Raw genomic sequence first — 19,199 nt, 5'->3', positions numbered from 1 at the left:
ATTATTTTTCTTCCAATCCAGTAAATGCGTCAATGAATAAGTCGCCGCGTTGTTCAAAAGTCTTGTATTGATCCCAGCTCGCATTGGCTGGGCTTAAAAGGACTGTATCGCCAGCATCAGCCTTGTCATAAGCCAATACCGCTGCCGTCACGACATTCTCGCTGTCAAAGACAGGAATTGCGAGAGACTCCGCCAGTGCACGAAGTTTCGGCGCTGTTTCGCCAAAGACAATCATCCCTTTCAAATCAGCAACATCTGCTGCCAACTCCTCAAAACCATTGCCACGGTCTAAACCGCCAGCTAAAAGCCAAAGTGTGCGGTTATCAAAGCCTGATAGCGCTTTTTGAGTCGCTAAAATATTAGTCGCCTTGCTGTCATTATAAAACTTGATATGACTTTTCTGACCCAAATACTGCAAGCGGTGCTTGACGCCTGAAAATGTCGTCAGAATGCTTGTAATCGCTGCATTTGACACACCTGATAACTTGGCAACACAAATCGCAGCCAAGGCATTCTCAACGTTATGTTCACCGGGTAGGGATAAATCCGCTACCGCCATGATTTTCTCACCCTTGAAATAAATGTCACCTTCTGACACATAAGCTCCTGTTGCAACACTTTCAGTCGTTGAAAAAGGCACGACTTGCGCTGTTGTCAAAGTTGCTCTACTTCTTAGTTTAGCTTGATTAAAATTCAACACCAAAAAATCATCCGAAGTCATATTGTCTTGAATGCGCCATTTAGCCGCCTCATAATTGTCTTGTGAACCATGGTAGTCCAAATGTGATGAAAATAAATTCGTAATGACTGCAATCTTAGGTCTAAAAGTTTCAGAACCCATCAATTGAAAACTAGACAGCTCCATAATCAAGGTTTCATCAGCCGTCGATTTCGATGCCACATCAGAGGCAGGAAAGCCGATATTCCCTGATAATTTAGCAGTCTTTCCGTCTGCATTTAAAATAGCCGCAATTAGCGTTGTTGTTGTTGTTTTCCCATTAGTACCCGTAATCCCAACAATCGGTGACTCAGAAATCAAAAACGCCAGCTCAACTTCCGTAATAATCGGAATCTTCAAAGCAGTCGCCCGCTCGACCATTGGATTATTGTAGGGAATCCCTGGATTTTTAACCATGACCGCAAAATCTTCTTCCAGCAAATCAAGTGGATGACCGCCTGTCACCACTTTGATGCCTTCGGCTAATAAATCTTGAGCTGCTGGATTTTCATCGAAAGGCTTACCATCATTGACCGTGACAATTGCCCCTAGCTGACTGAGCACACGCGCCGCAGACTCTCCAGATTTAGCCAAACCTAGAACCAATACTTTTTTATTTTCAAAATTTGTGATTGTTTTCATGATTGTTTTCCTTATTTAATCCGTCTTTTTCATCCGGAACTTGTCTTCATATCTTCTCATTCTACCGTTTTTATCCCAATTTTTCAATACTCAGTATCATCTGTCCTGAATGCCGTTCTAACAAGCAAACAAAAAAACGCTTAAAGTCAGAAGCCATCTAAACATCTCTAGAAAAGCTATCTGTTAAGCGTTTTATTTGTGTGGTGTGTACGGTCACTGCTAATATTAATTTTCGTTTAAAATTTGATGACTGACACCATCAATGCACAATCAGATACAGTAGCAGGTCAAATGACCTTAGATAGCATCTGCATCTTCTTCCCCCGTGCGAATGCGAATGACATGTTCAACTGGTAGGACAAAGATTTTACCATCTCCGACCTCACCTGTCTGTGTTGTTTCGCGAATGACCTCAATCAATTTGGCGACACGTTCTTCAACGGTGACAATCTCAATCTTAATTTTGGCCAATAAAGTCGTGTGCAGTTTCTGCCCTCGGACATATTCAGTAAAACCTTTTTGATTGCCATAGCCTAGGACTTGCGTGACAGTCATTCCTTTTGCCAAGTCGTGTTTGACTAAGGCGTCTTTTAAATCTTCCAATTTTTCAGTGCGAATAATCGCTTCTACTTTTTTCATCTCTGAATTCTCCTTCTCAAGGTTCAGCGTTTAGCTATCCAAGCCCATAAATGTCGGATAAGCTGTCTCATCATGTTCACTATCATCTAACCCAATAGCTTCTTCGCGATCGCTGACACGGATTGCCATAAAGATCGAGATAACTTTGATGATGACAAAGGTCGCAATGGCGCTAAAAACAATCGTAAACAGAATAGCCTCAAGTTGTGCAAGGAGCAGCTTGCCCGAGCCATAGAGTATACCTGCGTATCCTTTTTCTAAGGCAAGTGACGGTAGAGTGAAAATCCCTGTCACGATACCACCAAAGATTCCCCCTATGCCATGAGCACCAAAAGCATCTAGAGCATCGTCATAGCCAAATTTATGTTTAACGACTGAGATGAAATAGTAAGAAATCGGCGATACAAGTGCCCCAATCAAGATAGATGACCAGAGAGAGACAAAACCTGCACCCGGTGTAATCGCAACGAGCCCTACAACTAAACCAGTCGAAGCGCCAACTAAGGTCGGCTTACCAATCATAATTTTCTCAATCAAAATCCATGATAACATAGCCGCTGCTGCTGATGTATTCGTCGTCAGCAAAGCGTGTACGGCAAGTCCATTTGCCGCAAGTGCTGAGCCGGCATTGAAACCAAACCAACCAAACCAGAGCAGACCTGCGCCCAATAGAACAAAGGGGATATTGTGCGGGCGATATTCTAAACGTGCATAATCACGACGACGACCCAAGACAAGCGCTAAAACTAGGGCACTGACACCAGATGAGATATGAACCACATTCCCACCTGCGAAGTCAATCGAGTGAATCTGAGCTAAGAAACCGCCACCCCAAACCATATGTGCCAATGGATAGTAAACGATGACCAACCAGAAAGCCATGAAAATCACAAGTGGCGTAAAGCGCATCCGTCCGACCACGGAACCTGTTAAAATCGCTACTGTGATAATTGAGAACATCATTTGAAAACCACCGAATAGGCCATCCGTAATTTCGAGACCATGCAAGACATTGTCAGAAGAACTAACACCACTAAAGAAAGCATGAGATAAATTACCAATCCAAGCACCATCGCCAGAAAACGATAGGCTATAACCAATCGCCACCCAAAAAATAGAGGCTATCCCTAGCGGTATAACTGCCATTAACATGGTGTTAATCACGTTCTTACGCCGCTCTAAACCACCGTAGAAAAATGCGAGTGCTGGGGTCATAAGAAAAACCATCGCAGCACAAATAATGATAAATGCAATACTTCCTGAGTTCATAGATATCTCCTAAAATCATGTCAAAAGATGAGCATTAGCTCAATAAGCGTTTTCTATGTTAGATTTTCTAACATATACTATGCTACATATTCTAGCATATCATAAACAACTTGTAAAGAGGAAATATTCAAAAAATTCAAACAAAATTTCAAAGATGCAAAAAAACGCTGCAATTGCAACGTTTCAAGTCAGTATTTTAATTGAGCCTTGGGTAAAACTAATGTGAAGGTCGACCCAACGCCTAATTCTGATTTGACTGAGACAGACCCCTGATAAATTTGAGCGATATTAGCAATAATAGAAAGCCCTAAACCTGTCCCCCCAATTTCACGATTTCTAGCTTTGTCGGCACGGAAAAAGCGTTCAAATACATGAGCTTGATCTTCTTCACAAATCCCTATACCATGATCAGAGACTGATGTGATAATGTGTTGTTCATCTTCTGACAAGGTTACTTCGACAAAACTTTCTCCCTCACCAGAATACTTAATGGCGTTATCAATCAAAATCGTCAAAGCTTGAACATAATGATTTTGATAAATTTGAGCTTTGACTTGAGGATCATCTAACTTAGATTCAAAAGTAAAATTGCAGAGATGATGAATCATTTCCATGTTATTGAGCAAATCAGTCACGCTATCTGCAACTTCTGTCTCCTCCATTTTAAACTCATCCGACTGTTTCAAACGCGTAATATCTAGCATATCTTGAATCATGCTTGACATTTTCTGAATTTCTTGTCGAGAGGCTTTTAAGGAATCCTTTAACTGCTCTGAGTCATCCTTCCCCCAACGCAACAAGAGATTGACATGACCATCTAGCACAGCGAGTGGCGTTCTCAGTTCATGGCTCACGTCCGAGACAAATCGTTCCTGCTCCTCAATGTAATCATGCGTTTTATACATCATTTTATTGAAAACATTTGCCAGTTCTTCAATTTCATCTCCAGAATCAATCTTGACTTCCTTAAACTCACTGGAAGGCGAATGCGTCACTCGCTTCATAGCAAGGTGTAGCCTAGATAACGGTTTTAAGAAATGATTTGAAAGGAAGTAGCCAACGTAATTGGCTAGAAGCAAGGCAATAATCTCAAGTCCAATCAAAACGAACATGAGCTTGTTGCGAATCGCATAGTAAAAACCTAGATTATTGAAAGACTGTAAATATCCCACCACTTGACCTGTTTTTTTAGATTTGATTTGTCGCGTTATGATATAGCCTGATTTCCCTCCTCGTACCACAACTACAGGTGTCGTTGATTTTTTACTGGACAAGGGTAGAGCTGAACCTTGTGTGGTAAAGATGATCCGACCTGTTACATCATAGATTTGAAAGGAGCGCCAATCAATATATGGAATACCGACTCCTTCAGCAGACTTGAACATATGACCATCTTCCCCATAGCGAATCATCAGGGAATCTGGTTCTTTATAGCCTAGATACTTATAGATATTATCTGATGTCAAAGCACCATCGCTAGTTTCTAGTTTTTTCGCAGCTCTATCAACAACTTTAACTAGATTGTCTTTTTCGCCATGCAAAAAATAAAGAACAGAGGTCTGATACGATATGATCACAACCGCTGTAAAAAACAATAAACAAAAAAGCATATTTGCGAAGGACCATTTGAGTATGATGCTATGTTTTTTGGATTTATTTTTTTTTAACGATACAGTCTTCATGACCTTCTCCTAACTATTTGTCGTCTTTTTATTATGATTTGAGCAGACTTACCTCATCTCAAAACATGCCAATCTATATTTTTCGTTTCTAACACTTTCGACAGCCCGACTACTCAGTCCGACTAGTCCGATGAGGAAAATGTTTCAAACTTATCTCAAACCAAAGGATATCACGTCCAAGATGAAGCCTTTAAATCCTTACGCTTGCTCAGACCTGTCTATGTAATTTGATAAACCGAATATTGTCAGTTTATCAATGTTAGAGGCGTTCAAGCACAAAATCAAAACAGATTTTGACTAGTTTCAGGCAATTCATTGACAACATTCTATCGTAGCCCGCTACGTTTGTAAATGCCTTCTCTGAGTGCTCCAAAACTCTCTCAAAATCTTGTCTTTCGTTTTGATACTTAAATGCGTCTAAAACTATGAACGCTTTGCTTAATTATTTTCGCGCAACATATATCCTAAACCACGAACAGTTTGGATATATGATTCTTTACCTTTTTGGTCAAGTTTGTTACGGAGGTAGCGAATATAGACATCCACAACGTTTGTTTCTGTCCCTTCTTCGTAGCCCCAAACGTTTTGAACGAGTTGTTCACGTGTCACGACATCATTGATGTTTTTCATCAAAGTTGTCAACAAATCGTATTCACGTTTTGTCAAGTCAATGATTTCTTCGCCACGTTGGACTTGACGATTTTTCTTGTTGATGATTAAATCACGGAAAGTTGTCCCGTCAGTTTTCTTGCGCTTTTGAATTTCACGTTCTTGACGACGGAAATTAGCACGAAGGCGCGCTAGCAACTCTTCAATCGCAAATGGTTTTGTGATATAGTCGTCTGCACCGATATCAAGACCAGCGACTTTGTCCATTGTACTATCACGAGCTGTCATGATGGTAATTGATGTTTGTTTTTCATTGCGCAAGCGACGGGCTACTTCGAAACCGTCTAATTCAGGCAACATCAAATCCAAGAGGATCATGTCCCATTCTTGGGTCATAGCTGCTTCGAGACCACTACGGCCATCGTGGCGTGTTTCTACGCTGTAGCCTTCGTGTTCAAGCTCAAGTGATATGAAACGTGCCAATTGTTTTTCATCTTCAATGATTAGAATTTTTTTTCCCATTTTTGTTTTCTCTTTTCTATATAATATTTAAACTAATGTGAGTTAATAAGCAAGAACGTTATTTTTCGTCATACCACGAATAGTGGAAAATGCCGGGTTTGTCTTTACGTTCATAGGTATGTGCGCCAAAGTAATCCCGTTGTGCTTGGATTAAGTTGGCTGGCAAGTTTTCTGAACGATAACTGTCAAAGTAGGCAATCGCACTTGAAAACGTTGGTACAGGGACACCTGCTTGAACAGCAAGCGCCACGACATCACGTACTGCACTTTGATACTTGGCTGTGATATCGATGAAGTATTCATCCAACAAAAGATTGGCTAAATCTTCATCACGACCATAGGCATCTGTAATTTTTTGCAAGAAACGGGCGCGGATGATACATCCCGCACGCCAAATGGCTGCAATTTCACCAAATGGCAAGTCCCAATTATTATCTTTAGAAGCCACACGCAACTGTGCAAAACCTTGGGCGTAAGACATGATTTTTGAGAAGTAAAGCGCTTGACGAATTTTTTCAATCAATTCTGCTTGATTACCTTCAAATTTAAAGTCTGGTGCTGGCAAGATTTTGCTTGCTGCGACGCGTTCTGCTTTATAGGCTGAGATGTAACGTGCAAAAACTGACTCTGTAATCAACGGGAGCGGCACACCTGAGTCAAGCGCCGACTGGCTTGTCCATTTACCAGTTCCCTTGTTACCAGCAGCATCAAGGATGTAGTCGACAATCGGGCCATCTTGACCTTGATCGTCTTGATGTGTCAAGATATCTGTCGTGATTTCAATCAGATAACTATCTAACTCACCTTTGTTCCATTCTGCGAAAACGGCTTGCATCTCAGTTGCACTGAGACCGAGCAATCTTTGCATGAGATCATAAGACTCAGCGATTAACTGCATATCACCGTATTCGATGCCGTTATGCACCATTTTCACATAGTGACCTGCACCCCCGGGACCGATGTAAGTCACACATGGCTTGCCATCTTCTGGCGCTTTAGCTGAAATTTCTTCTAGAACGTCTTTGACAAGATCATAGGCTTCTTTTTGACCACCGGGCATGATTGAAGGCCCCTCGAGCGCGCCTTTTTCTCCACCTGAAACACCAGTGCCGATAAAGTTAATCCCTGAATTTGCCAATTCAGCGTTACGGCGCTCTGTGTCTTGATAGAAGGTGTTCCCACCATCAATCAGAATGTCGCCCTTGTCCAAATGGGGCAAGAGGCTTTGAATCGTCGCATCTGTTCCCGAACCTGCTTGCACCATCAACATAATACGACGTGGTTTCTCAATTGAGTTTACAAATGATGCAATCTCATAGCTCGGCACAAAATTTTTGTCGGGATGTGAGGCGATCACATCCTCCGTTTTATCTTTTGAGCGATTATAAATTGCGACTGTGTAGCCTCGTGACTCAATGTTGAGCGCTAGATTGCGTCCCATCACTGCCATGCCGACCACACCAAAGTTTGCTTGTGTCATTGACCATTCTCCTATCGAATCTTACAACTTTTGTACTTTATAATAATTTATTATAATATAATTTTAATATATTTTCAAGCCTAAAAATCTGAAATTCTAACATTTCGACAAAAAAATTTTTGACGATTATCTGAACATCAATTCCCCAAAAAATACCTAAAAAAAAAAAAACAAGGCGAACTCTCGTCGATTTGGCAGTCAAAACACCCAAAGGTTCGTTGGTTATCTCAAAATTTTATCCCCTAACTTTTCAACGACGGTGCGCCAACCGAAATCTCACCATCTCACCAATCAGATCGTAATCTATCGGCTGATTTAGGGGCAACTGAACGGTTCCCTTTGAAGTTTTATATCCCGCCAACTTCTCGCCCCAGAGTCCCACTAACTCGCCTCCCGGATAGATACCGATATGTCGTTTTGCTGCAGCAAAATGAATCAAGTTTTCACCTTGCCAAAATGTCGGCATCTGATAAGCTATTTTTTCTGTGGCATCTGGTGCATTTTTTCTTATGACCCTACGAATCTTTTGCAAAATCGGCTGAATGTCTTCAGCTTGTGCTGCGATATAGGCATCAATGTCCTCAAAACTTTGCTTCATTGTTGTCTTCCTCTCTTTTATCATCACCGTGATGAACTCTCTCGATTGCTTATTGATCTTATCTCGGAATAGATTGGCGTACACCGATAACCTGACAAGGTGTCCCCATTTTCACAAGACCACCCTCGTCAGGTTCGCCGTCAAATGTCGCCTTGACATCAAATGATATGTCGACATGAGCGGCATTGTTATCCAAGTTTTTTTATTTCTGCTTGGAATCGTTAGATTTTAGAAATCATACTATCTCCTTTTTTCAATCTTATTTGACTGTATTTTACCATGTTGACAGCAAAAAAGCGATACAAATTAGGCTGTATCACTTGTCACGCAATTTATAGTTTACCACCGTTCTTAATCAAATAAACCATTGAGTTGAGAAAAAGGTGATTTTTTCTCAACTTCTGCATCTGTCTTAGCCTGCATTGCCAAATACTCTTCTTCTGACAAAACTTGCCAAGATGAACCCGAGGGCAGTTCTTCTGAGCGCTTTTCTTCTTCTGTTAAGACACGCAAAGGAATTTCTAGCAGGATATTATCTGCCACAGACTCTTCTAAATCAATCAAGTCTTTTTCTAAAACGAAAATCATATCCGCGTCTAGCTCTGTCTGGTGCGCATCAAAATAGGCTTGTGTCGCAAAAATTTCTGACACGCTCAAAGTCATCGGCACCTCCACCGGCGCCAGACTCCGACTTGAGGGCATGGTTAAAGTATAATCTGCTGTAAAACTCATACTATAAATCCCACCATCTCCATCCACGCGACCACTCACAACAACTGTCGAAACATCTAAAATTTCTGGTTCTCGTGATCTCAATTCTTGTGTTAAGTCAAATTTTTCCTCAAATTCGACCGATTTTTTTTTATTTAATTCTTGTAATGACCATTTCATCTTGTTATTCTCCCTCCTATTATTGTATAATAATTAAAATAAGAATGATAGTAGTTAGCACATAAAATTAGCACGGAGGTAGGTAACATATGGCGATTATTGAAATGAAAGCTGTTGATTTTATCAGAAATCAGCAATACATTTTGAAAAATATCAACTGGACTGTTGAAAAAAATGAACACTGGGCGATTTTAGGGCTAAATGGTTCTGGTAAATCTAGTCTCTTAAAATTAATCATGGCTGAAAATTGGAAGACAAACGGTGAACTGACTGTTCTTGGCACACGGTTCGGCATCGACCGCATTCCTGAACTTCGTGCCAAAATCGGCATTGTCGGCTCTTTTATCGCGGAGCGTTTCAGACCCGATATTATTGCTGAAAACCTTGTTTTGACTGGGCGTTATAACTCGTCCATGCTCTATCGGGAATTTTCAGAAGTTGACTTAGACGAAGCAAGATTGCTCATGCACCAAATCGGTGCCGAACACTTGATTGGTCGTGTCTATGGTACTTTATCACAAGGCGAAAAACAGCTGCTCTTGATTGCGCGCAGTCTGATACTTAACCCTGAAATTTTGATATTAGACGAGGCGACAAGTGGCTTAGATTTATTTGCCAAAGCACGCTTGCTTGAAAAACTGCATCATATCACGCAATTAGAAGATGGTCCAACACTCCTGTATATCACGCATCATCCTGATGAAATCACAGCTGATTTTAAGAAAGTCATGCTGCTACGTGACGGTCAAATCGTCACTAGCGGCACACCGCCTGAGATTTTGACCGAAAATATCCTGAGCGACTTCTACCAGATGCCTATCACCGTCGACACCATTAACAGCGCCTATTTCGTCCTACCAAAAAAATCCTGAACTTTGACAGGATTTTTTCTATCTTAATCAATCTGCGCCAATGGTTGTGACCTCAAGCAAGACTGTTTTAAGCTATTACCAGCTGGCTTTCTTAACGCCCGGAATTTGTCCCAGATAAGCTAACCTGCGAAAGTTAATCCGGCTCATGCCAAATTTTCGCATATAGGCATGTGGGCGACCGTCAAGCAAATCACGATTTTTCAAGCGATTAGGATTACTATCAAGCGGCAGTTGACGCAACCCCTCGATGTCTCCTGCCGCTTTTAAGGCTTGGCGACGCTCTGCATATCGTGCTACCAAGGCTTCTTGTTTTTTATATTTGGCGATTTTTGATTTTTTAGCCATTTTTGCTCCTTTATATTCGTTTACGATTGTAAACATATTCTATCAAAAGATTATCAAAACAGCAAAAAAAGTGGCTCATTACCACTTTTCTTTAGTTATATTAGTTGTTAAATGACTCTGTCAATTGTGGTACGACTTGTTTCTTACGTGACACAGCACCCGCTAAGAAAGCATGGTTGTTTTTGAGTTCAAAATCAAAAGCTGCCTCGATTTTACCGATGTTTTGACCCAAAGCTAGGATTTCTGAGTTTGAATTCACGATGTCTGTTATCATGAAAACAAAATCAGAGTAACCGTTTGCTGCAATCGCAGCCTTAATAGTCGCCTCAATCTCATCTTGGCGTTCCAAAATTTCTGCGATATCAACGGTGTTGACTTGCGCCACACGAACAGTGTTACCATTAAGACCAAAAGTTTTCGCATCAATGTCGATGAGTTCTGCTGCTGATTTAGTTGCCAAATTCGTTCCCGCTTTAAGCAAGGCAAGACCGTAAGTTTCTAGGTCAACACCAGCAATCTCAGCTAGTTCTTCCGCAACTTTAAAGTCAGTTGGATGCGTTGTTGGTGATTTAAGAAGTAAAGTATCAGAAATCAAGCCCGACAAGAGCAAACCAGCTGTTGCTTTGGGTAACTCACGATCCTCAACTTTAAACTGACGGTAAACGATAGATGACGCTGAACCAACTGGCTCCAAAGTCATGAACAAAGGTGCATCTGTCTCAAAATTTGCCACACGGTGGTGGTCAACAACACCCATGATCGTCACATCACGGATATCCAAGATAGACTGTTGAAATTCATTATGGTCAGTCAGGATAACGGTATCAGAACCTTCTGCTTTAGCAGATGTCACCACACGTGGTGCTGTCACACCAAAATAATCCAGAGCGAAAGCTGTTTCTTCATTGACTTTACCAAGCGACACAGCTTCTGCATCAAGACCACGCAAGCGTGACAATTCAGCGAAAGCGTAAGATGAACCGATAGCATCTGTATCAGGATTTTGGTGACCAAAAACTAAGATTTTAGACATGATAGGATTTCCTTTTCAAAATTTATTTTCATTGCTAATTATATCATATTTCTTGTTCTAAGGATATTTGTAATAAGAAAGTATCCACAATCAAATCAATCAGAATAGAGTAGAGTAGAAAAAACAAACTAGCCTATCAAAATTTGATAAGCTAATTTGCTTACGGTTCGGTATTGCCCAAACTCACATCATCATAAATTAAAGTAAACCTTGAAGATACGATATTCTTGTATTTTTACTCGGATAAATAACTCAACTTAACAAACATGTCAGCTTCATCATTTTCTTTTTCCTTTAACTTTATGTTATCTAAATACTTTCCAGTCAATAAGTCATAAAGTCCCAGATGATTTTTCCCAGCAACAACAACATATTGATGATTGATTACATCAATATGACTGCTTTTAGCAATCAGTTCATCAGCTGGGAGAATGTACTCATCTCCTGTTATCATATTGACAATCCGTAAACTACTTTTAGTCGCCTCATCAGCCAATACGTATATCAAGTAATCATTATCGCTAGACTTTGACAACCATCTAGTTGGTGCACCTGCTAGAGATGTTTCTTTCATCTCGCCAGTCGCAAATTCATAGGTTAAAAGCGTATTATCAGGTTCCATGGGTGTGGTATCATGACGCTTTCTTTTAGCATCACTGAAACAATAACCTATCCCATTAATAACCTGCATACTGGAATAGTTCTTTCTGTAAGGGGCAGCATCTGCCTCTAAATTAACATATCGTTTGTAGGCTAGTGTTTTTGTATCAAAAATATGCAGTCGCCCACGATAATAAGTTTCATCGTAGCCAAGGTCTTCTGTTCCAGCCATGACAAACATCTCATCACCATATTCAAATACTTGCGTCCCAACACTTGGTGCATCAATCACGGCTTCTTTTAAAAATTTGCCTGTTTTAGAAAATTGCTGTACTGTCGTCTTTAATCCCGCTTCGCTTGTCAGGGTATAAAAATGCTGACTATCTTTAACTTCCCCAGTTGTCGGAAAAGCTTGACGTTTATGCTTAAGAAGATTGCCGTTTTTTAAATCAAGCGCATAGATATAAAAATCGTTAGTTGATGAAGTCACATGACCCGTTGAGAACAAGAGTGTGTCATCAATTAAAAGACTATCATTAACCACATCAGCGGTCTTAATCGGCACACGACCATTTCCAACTAATTTTTTATCCACAATTTGATAACTTTGGAGCGCTTCACGTGTTAAAACCGCTAGCGTTTGTGACTTATCCCGCTCTGAAAAAGCCTTCATTTGACTTGCATTAGGCTTATTGGACTTAAAGCATAACCAAAGGACTACCATTAAAATAAGCATGACAAGTGGCAATAGACTGATTAAATATCGTTTTCTTTTCATCAGCTTTTACGATAAATCAAAGCTGTATCTGCATCATAAATCTCTTTAGGATGAATACGCCAAGTGCCAAAAGTATTGTATCTTGTCAAATCCAAATCATACCCACATGAGTAGTAATAAGCTGCCCAAACAAGCTGAGAACAATAAAACTTATCCGTTCTTCTAATATCACCTGCAAAATCGTTGTTATAAGGTTTACCAACTTGTCTACCCGCCCAACGTCCTGCCTCTAAGTCTTGTGCAACAGAAGTTGTTCTTGGTGCAACTTGCCAGACTTGATTATTTGGATAACGCCCTTCAAAATTATTAGTTGAAGCAGAACTATGGGTTACAAATACACCATTTTTAGGACCTGCTTCAACTACTGCATAGAGCCATTGAGGCGCAACAATTGCTGCATGCCAAGATGACCACTCCAAACCAAGAACTGGAACTTGAATCCCTGAACCACCATCTGTCAATGCAATAACTCCATCTCGCCAAGACCACGCACCATACCGTGCCCTAACAGATTTTGAGGGTTTATCAGCTTCAAGGGGTTTGTCATCCACAAAATTAGATAAATCTTCCTGAACTTCTTCTTCAAGATTAATTAGTGTTTCCAAATCTTTTTCTGATGTAATAGAAACTCTACCATTTTTTTCTTCTGCTTTAAGTTTAGCTTCAATTTCATCTTTAGTTTCAATCTCTACAGTATTTTGGTTACCTGTTTTTGACGTGACCTGCCCCTGCATAGAACTAGATATCTCATTCGCCATAACTTTTATTGTTGTTGCCAACGACAACAAAAGTACTGCTGAGGTAACGGTTAATGCTCTCTTTAACTTTAATTTATCCACTTTTTCATATCTCCTATCTTCTTACAATTCTTCATTCATTGTAAAGGTGTTCAAACTAACATAGTAGTCAGTTCTCCATTTTTGACTATATCCTAATTTAACATACTCTTTGGGAAGACTAGGTTATTATTTAATTCTTGGGTATTGTTATAAATTAGTAAACTATGTTCACGTATATCCGCCATGGTTGGATATTCAATGATTTCACCATTAGTCAAAACCATTTTAGAAATTTTAAAACCAGTAACCTTGTCATGGGCATGTTCAACATTTTTGACACCATAAATCAGCATGGTCGCCTCTGCCCGAGGTTGAACCTTGATTGCAACCGCAGTACAACACACGGCAAAGAGAATGGGAACGAAGGTAAAGATGAGATACCACTTGTTATCGGTTATCCATTTTTTCATTAGTTTTCCTCCTATTCTTATGCAGGAGACAAAGCAATTACAGGGCAATTACCACCATAGTATGCTGCTACGCCTCCCCCTGTACCTTGTGTTGCACCAGTTCTAGGTATAGTACCTCCAAAGATAGCTTGGACTAAGCCGCCATCACTGTATCTACTATCACGATACGTATATATCCCACTCCTTACAGACATTCTAGCTGGAGGCGTTCCGTAACCATACCATGAGGTCGTTAAATATTTGCTTGACGGCACACCACGCAATCTTGAATTCGTAACCTGCGACGTAAATTCAAATTCACCAAATTTCCCCTCATAATCTTCTAATAGCCATTTTTCTCCATTTTTAAGCGTCTTTTCCGTCGAAAAAGACGCTTAAAATATTGCTTGTATCGTATTCGTTTTTTTCAACTGAAATAATTTGCTCCTGAGTTGCTACTTCACTTACTGACTCATCTGCCGAAACACCAGAACTCACACCAATTGAGAATAGTGCAACCGCTGAAATAAGTGCCAATTTTGTTTTGTTCATAATATTCCTTCCATTTCTAAAATGATCAGATGACAGGTCAGCTAATCGTTAGTGCCTTGCAAGCTTTCGCTTACTGAAATAATTTAGAAACAAGAACCAACTAGTTGAAAATTTCCCCTTGTTTCCTGTATAAGTCGTTCGAACTAACCTACAAGGTTAGTTTACTACAAAATATTACTCAAAATTAAAATCTGTTAATCCGCAGCACTTCATTTTAAAGTGCTGCGGATTAACAGATTCCAAATTTTTCCTTTTTAAAATGTTAAAATGAATTTATCAAACAAAGAAAGGATAACTTAACTATGTTAAAAAGATTCCCTTTTTGGATTTTTCTACCACTTCTTTAAATCATTTTATTGATAATTTTCAATAATCATTTCAATTCTGGTAGCTACTCCTGCCACACCAAATCTTTTTAAAATCTGAATATCGTCTTGAATTTCTTTCAAAAGTTCAAGATTTTTTTCTTGTCTAAATTTTGCAAATTTCCGAAAAATATAGAATAATATTTTTTCTTCCATATCCCAATCAGTTAATAGTTTCTCTAATTCTTCTGCTATTCGTTCTGCACGGACATACCAGCCTTTACAAATCAAATGCACATATACGTTCTGTATCGTTTTCTTTACAACTTCCGTATGATAAGTTATTAACTGAGAAAATTCATTTCTCTTAAGTAATTCTAAGGATAATTCATAAACTTCTACTTCATCAAAAGCATCTAAACACATACCAAAAATAGATACCTCAAAAATTGTCCATTGCTCTATACTAAGTAGATAACCTTCAACAAACTTACGGTCTGAAACTGTAATCGGCACTTCAACTTCTGGTACATCAACTAAAGAACACTTTACCAAAATGTTGAAAATTCTATCCTCTTTTTTCCTAGCTTTTGCTTTTATTAATGATTTCAATCCTTCAAAATCTCTAGTCATCGTATAATGACTTATTTTTTTGCTAAAAAGATGTAGCTTAGTTTGTTCAAAACCTGATTTTCTGCTAAAAAATTCTGTTGGCGTCATGTTCAGTCCAGCTATCGCCAACATTAGTCTGTCCGAAGACAGCATCGCTTTATCATTTTCAAAGCGCGACAACTGAGAATTATCCAGATAATCTGTTTCAATATCGCGTAAACTATAACCTCGTATTTCCCGTGTTGCTTTAAAAAAACTCCCTAGACTTTCTAATTCCATCATTTCTCCATCTTTTACTTTAAAATCACAGGAGAGTGTAAAAATACAAATAAGCATTGTAAGAAGCAAATCACAAGGGGAGCTCCTTGCTCCTTGCTCCTTGCTCCTTGCTCCTTGCTCCTTGCTCCTAATTGTAGCATTTTTAGATATTTCAGTCAATATTCCGAATATTCACTTATATTTATCTTTTATTCAAATAAAAAAACAGAAATCTAAACATCAAATTTCCGTTCATTTTCATTACCAAGGTACTGGTTGAACTTTAACTCAAACACTCCCAATGCGTTAAACTTATAAGTTGAAAAATACTCAAGTTAGGAGAACGTCAAGAGAATACAAGATCACTCATTACTTTTTTGATAAATCATCTTAGCAAATTGCAAGGTAATGAGATAGCCAACAATAATAAATGGGAAAATCAACCAGTAAGTCATTGGTAGCAAGTGTAGGTCAAAGAAGTGACCGATAGATGTCAAACTCAACACACCGCCGACAACAAAGACACCAAGTGTTGCAACCCAAACTGCGATGCTTGCATTACTCTTGATAAACGGTATTTTTTTCGTTCTCAAGATATGCAAGGCCAGTGTTTGTGTAATCAAGCCAACGATGAACCAACCACTTTGGAAAGCGCCTTGGCTTGCGACGATATTGTAATGGAAACCAAAATAGAGCAAGATGAAGGTAAGAATATCAAAGATTGAGCTGACTGGTCCAATCAAGAAGGTAAAGTGTAGTAAGTTTTTCATATTCCAAGTCACAGGTTTTTCGATTTCTTCTGGATCGACATTGTCCCAAGGAATTGCGAGCTGTGCCACATCATAAATCAGGTTTTGCACGAGAAGTTGCATTGATAACATTGGAAGAAATGGTAGGAAGGCGCTAGCGATCAAAATCGAAAAGACGTTACCGAAGTTAGAACTGAGGGTGATTTTGATGTATTTCATCATGTTAATAAAGACGCTACGTCCTTCTTGAACCCCAATTTCCAAGACTTGGAGACTTTTCTCCAATAAGATAATCGTGCTGGCATCTTTTGTGATGTCCGCTGCCGTGTCGACTGAGATACCAACGTCTGCCGTTCTTAAAGAAGGGGCGTCATTAATGCCATCTCCCATGAACCCAACGGTGTGGCCTTTTTGTTTGAGTAAGCCAATGACGCGCTCTTTTTGCATGGGATTGAGCTTAGCAAAAAGGTGCAGTTTTTCTGCTTGTTCGGTCAGCTCAGCATCTGTCATGCCGTCAATGTCGCTGCCAAGCAGATAGTGCTCAGCGTTGATACCAACGTCTGCGCAGACTTTTTGAGCAACAATAGCATTATCGCCAGTCAGAACTTTGACCGTCACACCATGCGTATGAAGAGATGAAATCGCCGTAATCGCTGACTCTTTGGCTGGATCAAGAAAGCCGATAAAGCCTAGAATAGTCAGGTTATTTTCATCGGCGATGCGAATGACATCACTGTCAATCGTTTTTTGTGCCACAGTAATCACGCGCATACCGTCCTGATTCATCTTGATATTGACCGCCTTCATTTGCTCAATGAGGTCTGGCGTCAGGGCGACTTTTTCGCCATTGATTAGGACAGATGAACAGACCTCTGCCATTTCTTCAACGGCACCTTTGGTAATCATCATACGCTCACCAGCCAGAGATAAAGCGACAGATAGTCTCCGACGTGAAAAGTCGAAGGGGATTTCGTCAATCTTGCTGACATTTTCGAAAGGCAACGTCTTTTTCTTACTAGCAAAGTAATCTAGTACAGCGACATCCATGAGGTTACGCCAACCGGTTTGATATTTAGAATTGAGGTAGGCGTAGTTGAGAACGTCTTCGTTTTCATTACCGAAAGGGTCGACATAGTGCATGAGGACGACGCGGTCCTCGGTGATTGTCCCTGTCTTATCGGTACACAAGATGTCCATGGCACCCAGATTTTGGATGGCAGACAGTTTCTTGACAATTACTTTTTCTTTAGCAAGTTTTTGTGCCCCTTTTGCCAGATTTGAATTGACAATCATCGGCAGCATTTCAGGCGTTAAACCGACCGCCACGGCAATGGCGAAGAAAAAGGCATTATTGACATCATGCTTGGTAATCACGTTGAGGATGAAGACAATGGGGAACAAGATAGCAATCATCTTCAAGAGTAGGGCACTGACGCGTTTCAGACCAATTTCGAATGCCGTCTCAGCTTTACTGCCTGTCGCACTTTTTGCAATATCTCCGAAAAATGTTTCTTTCCCAGTTTTCAAGATGAGAATGGTACCTTGTCCACTCAGGACGTCTGTTCCCATGAAGAGAAGATTAGGTAAATCAACTGCTGGTTTATCGGCATTGTCGGCGCGATTGATATCAGTTAAAGGTAATTTTTCGACTGGTAGTGATTCGCCAGTAAGTGAGCTTTGGTTGATAAACAAGTCGTTGGAATCGAGCAGAACGCCGTCTGCTGGAATCATATCACCGGTATGAAGTTTGACGATATCGCCAGGCACGACTTCATCCATCGGGATTTCTTGACGTTCGCCATCACGGATGACAGCTGCTGTATTTTCAATCATTTCACGGAGATTGATACTGGTTTTTTGACTGGTGTATTCTTGGTAGAAACTGATAGAGACCGAGCAGATGACCATCAAACTCATGACGATGACCGCTTCAATGTCATTCGTGATGAAAGAGACGATGGCTAGCAAAATCAAGACGATAACAAAGGGGTCTTTAAGGGCATTGAGCCAGATTTTCCATGCAGGCAACGGTTTTTGCGATGCCACGATATTCATGCCATAGGTTTCCAGACGTGCCTTGGCTTCTGTCGACCCTAGCCCCTCTGGTGTTGTTTGGTAATCAGCAAACAACTGTTGTCTTGCTTGTAGGGCAAGTTTTTGTAATTCAAACGCTTTTGTCTTTTTTTCCATTTTTAGACCTCTTAATCCGGTTTATCTTGAGCATTACCTATAAAACTAGATAAAATACGCAGACGCTAAAGCGTCTTTGCCTATTTTCCTAAGTTTTCACGCCACTCCTGCGATTACTCGTCGCATAAAAGCATTGCTGAACGCTCATGAACACCTTTTCTTTCGTTGAATCATTGTATTAAATCAAGTTTCATAAACGGCTTTGATGGTAGGTATTTTTGTTTGATTTGATTATTTTGTCTTGTCTAGCTGGCCGGGCTTAGCGTGACGAAATAATCAGGTCAAACAAAAAGGAATCCGCACATCAACAATAAGTTGATGCACAAGATTCCTCAATCATTTATCTGCGCACATTAGCCTATCGTTGAACTTTAGCACTATACGGCGTAAGAAAATTTTCTAGCTACATTGAAATAAACCTTCACGATTTATTTTGTTTAACCAGCTTGGCGTCTCTCGACATTTCGCGGCAGTAGCATATTTCCAGTATAGGAGCCTCATCTAACAATGATTATATTTTGATACAAAGTATATTTGGGTATACTCTGCGAAATTGAGTAGTACTCTGACATTTTGGGTGCTAAACCTTTGTTTAGTGCCTTTCTGTCTTGTTATTCTACCTTGGTA

19 protein-coding genes and 1 riboswitch are annotated in these 19,199 nt (G+C 40.0%); of the genes, 1 reads left to right on the top strand and 18 read right to left on the bottom strand.

Annotated features, from left to right (window positions below; translation table 11 throughout):
• Position 1: 1 nt before the first annotated feature.
• From murD to ACYQ21_RS05010, 9 genes are all read right to left on the bottom strand, one after another.
• On the bottom strand, positions 2-1,360 hold the full coding sequence (murD, locus tag ACYQ21_RS05050; RefSeq protein ID WP_460055938.1) for a UDP-N-acetylmuramoyl-L-alanine--D-glutamate ligase: 1,359 nt from the start codon (positions 1,358-1,360) through the stop codon (positions 2-4).
• Positions 1,361-1,657: 297 nt separating this feature from the next.
• Positions 1,658-1,999, bottom strand: coding sequence for a P-II family nitrogen regulator (locus tag ACYQ21_RS05045; protein ID WP_460055935.1), 342 nt, complete (start codon positions 1,997-1,999; stop codon positions 1,658-1,660).
• A 30-nt stretch (positions 2,000-2,029) separates the two neighbouring features.
• Complete coding sequence (locus tag ACYQ21_RS05040) at positions 2,030-3,268, bottom strand: ammonium transporter (protein WP_460055932.1); 1,239 nt, start codon at positions 3,266-3,268, stop codon at positions 2,030-2,032.
• A gap of 188 nt (positions 3,269-3,456) precedes the next feature.
• A complete protein-coding gene (locus tag ACYQ21_RS05035) occupies positions 3,457-4,863 on the bottom strand; it encodes a HAMP domain-containing sensor histidine kinase (RefSeq protein ID WP_460055929.1) in 1,407 nt (468 codons plus the stop codon).
• Between the two features lie 525 nt (positions 4,864-5,388).
• On the bottom strand, positions 5,389-6,081 hold the full coding sequence (locus ACYQ21_RS05030; protein ID WP_460055926.1) for a response regulator transcription factor: 693 nt from the start codon (positions 6,079-6,081) through the stop codon (positions 5,389-5,391).
• A gap of 58 nt (positions 6,082-6,139) precedes the next feature.
• A complete protein-coding gene (gene gndA, locus ACYQ21_RS05025; protein ID WP_460055923.1) occupies positions 6,140-7,561 on the bottom strand; it encodes an NADP-dependent phosphogluconate dehydrogenase in 1,422 nt (473 codons plus the stop codon).
• A gap of 250 nt (positions 7,562-7,811) precedes the next feature.
• Positions 7,812-8,159 (bottom strand): iron chaperone, encoded by a 348-nt coding sequence (locus tag ACYQ21_RS05020; protein ID WP_460055920.1) that lies wholly within the window; start codon positions 8,157-8,159, stop codon positions 7,812-7,814.
• Between the two features lie 58 nt (positions 8,160-8,217).
• Entirely contained in the window at positions 8,218-8,355 is a 138-nt protein-coding gene (locus ACYQ21_RS05015; RefSeq protein WP_460055918.1) for a DUF1905 domain-containing protein, read from the bottom strand.
• 155 nt (positions 8,356-8,510) lie between these two features.
• Entirely contained in the window at positions 8,511-9,050 is a 540-nt protein-coding gene (locus ACYQ21_RS05010) for a YceD family protein (RefSeq protein ID WP_460055915.1), read from the bottom strand.
• A gap of 89 nt (positions 9,051-9,139) precedes the next feature.
• On the opposite strand from ACYQ21_RS05010, the gene ACYQ21_RS05005 reads away from it, so the two are divergent.
• A complete protein-coding gene (locus tag ACYQ21_RS05005; RefSeq protein ID WP_460055913.1) occupies positions 9,140-9,922 on the top strand; it encodes an ABC transporter ATP-binding protein in 783 nt (260 codons plus the stop codon).
• Between the two features lie 75 nt (positions 9,923-9,997).
• Here the strand turns inward: ACYQ21_RS05005 and rpsN are convergent, their stop codons facing one another.
• The 9 genes from rpsN to mgtA all read right to left on the bottom strand — a co-directional run bounded on the left by rpsN (position 9,998) and on the right by mgtA (position 18,572).
• On the bottom strand, positions 9,998-10,267 hold the full coding sequence (gene rpsN / locus ACYQ21_RS05000) for a 30S ribosomal protein S14 (RefSeq protein WP_460055911.1): 270 nt from the start codon (positions 10,265-10,267) through the stop codon (positions 9,998-10,000).
• Between the two features lie 100 nt (positions 10,268-10,367).
• Complete coding sequence (locus tag ACYQ21_RS04995; protein ID WP_460055909.1) at positions 10,368-11,300, bottom strand: manganese-dependent inorganic pyrophosphatase; 933 nt, start codon at positions 11,298-11,300, stop codon at positions 10,368-10,370.
• Positions 11,301-11,535: 235 nt separating this feature from the next.
• Positions 11,536-12,678 (bottom strand): hypothetical protein, encoded by a 1,143-nt coding sequence (locus ACYQ21_RS04990; protein ID WP_460055906.1) that lies wholly within the window; start codon positions 12,676-12,678, stop codon positions 11,536-11,538.
• Complete coding sequence (locus tag ACYQ21_RS04985) at positions 12,678-13,517, bottom strand: YiiX/YebB-like N1pC/P60 family cysteine hydrolase (protein ID WP_460055904.1); 840 nt, start codon at positions 13,515-13,517, stop codon at positions 12,678-12,680. Before ACYQ21_RS04985 ends, ACYQ21_RS04990 begins: the two co-directional genes overlap by 1 nt.
• Positions 13,518-13,609: 92 nt before the next feature.
• On the bottom strand, positions 13,610-13,927 hold the full coding sequence (locus ACYQ21_RS04980) for a hypothetical protein (RefSeq protein WP_460055903.1): 318 nt from the start codon (positions 13,925-13,927) through the stop codon (positions 13,610-13,612).
• A 17-nt stretch (positions 13,928-13,944) separates the two neighbouring features.
• Positions 13,945-14,121 carry a hypothetical protein gene (locus ACYQ21_RS04975; RefSeq protein WP_460055900.1) on the bottom strand — a complete coding sequence of 59 codons (177 nt, stop codon included), beginning with the start codon at positions 14,119-14,121 and terminating at the stop codon, positions 13,945-13,947.
• A gap of 151 nt (positions 14,122-14,272) precedes the next feature.
• The gene (locus tag ACYQ21_RS04970) at positions 14,273-14,458 is read right to left on the bottom strand and encodes a hypothetical protein (RefSeq protein ID WP_460055898.1); all 186 of its coding nucleotides are present in this window, start codon (positions 14,456-14,458) and stop codon (positions 14,273-14,275) included.
• Between the two features lie 353 nt (positions 14,459-14,811).
• The gene (locus ACYQ21_RS04965; RefSeq protein WP_460055896.1) at positions 14,812-15,813 is read right to left on the bottom strand and encodes an Rgg/GadR/MutR family transcriptional regulator; all 1,002 of its coding nucleotides are present in this window, start codon (positions 15,811-15,813) and stop codon (positions 14,812-14,814) included.
• Between the two features lie 182 nt (positions 15,814-15,995).
• On the bottom strand, positions 15,996-18,572 hold the full coding sequence (mgtA, locus tag ACYQ21_RS04960; RefSeq protein ID WP_460055893.1) for a magnesium-translocating P-type ATPase: 2,577 nt from the start codon (positions 18,570-18,572) through the stop codon (positions 15,996-15,998).
• 349 nt (positions 18,573-18,921) lie between these two features.
• A riboswitch (M-box (ykoK) riboswitch) is annotated at positions 18,922-19,088 on the bottom strand.
• Positions 19,089-19,199: the final 111 nt, after the last annotated feature.

It is taken from the genome of Pseudolactococcus yaeyamensis (assembly GCF_054658615.1).
The sequence above is the reverse complement of the archived record's forward strand: the minus strand, read 5'-3'. Positions and strand labels throughout refer to the sequence as shown.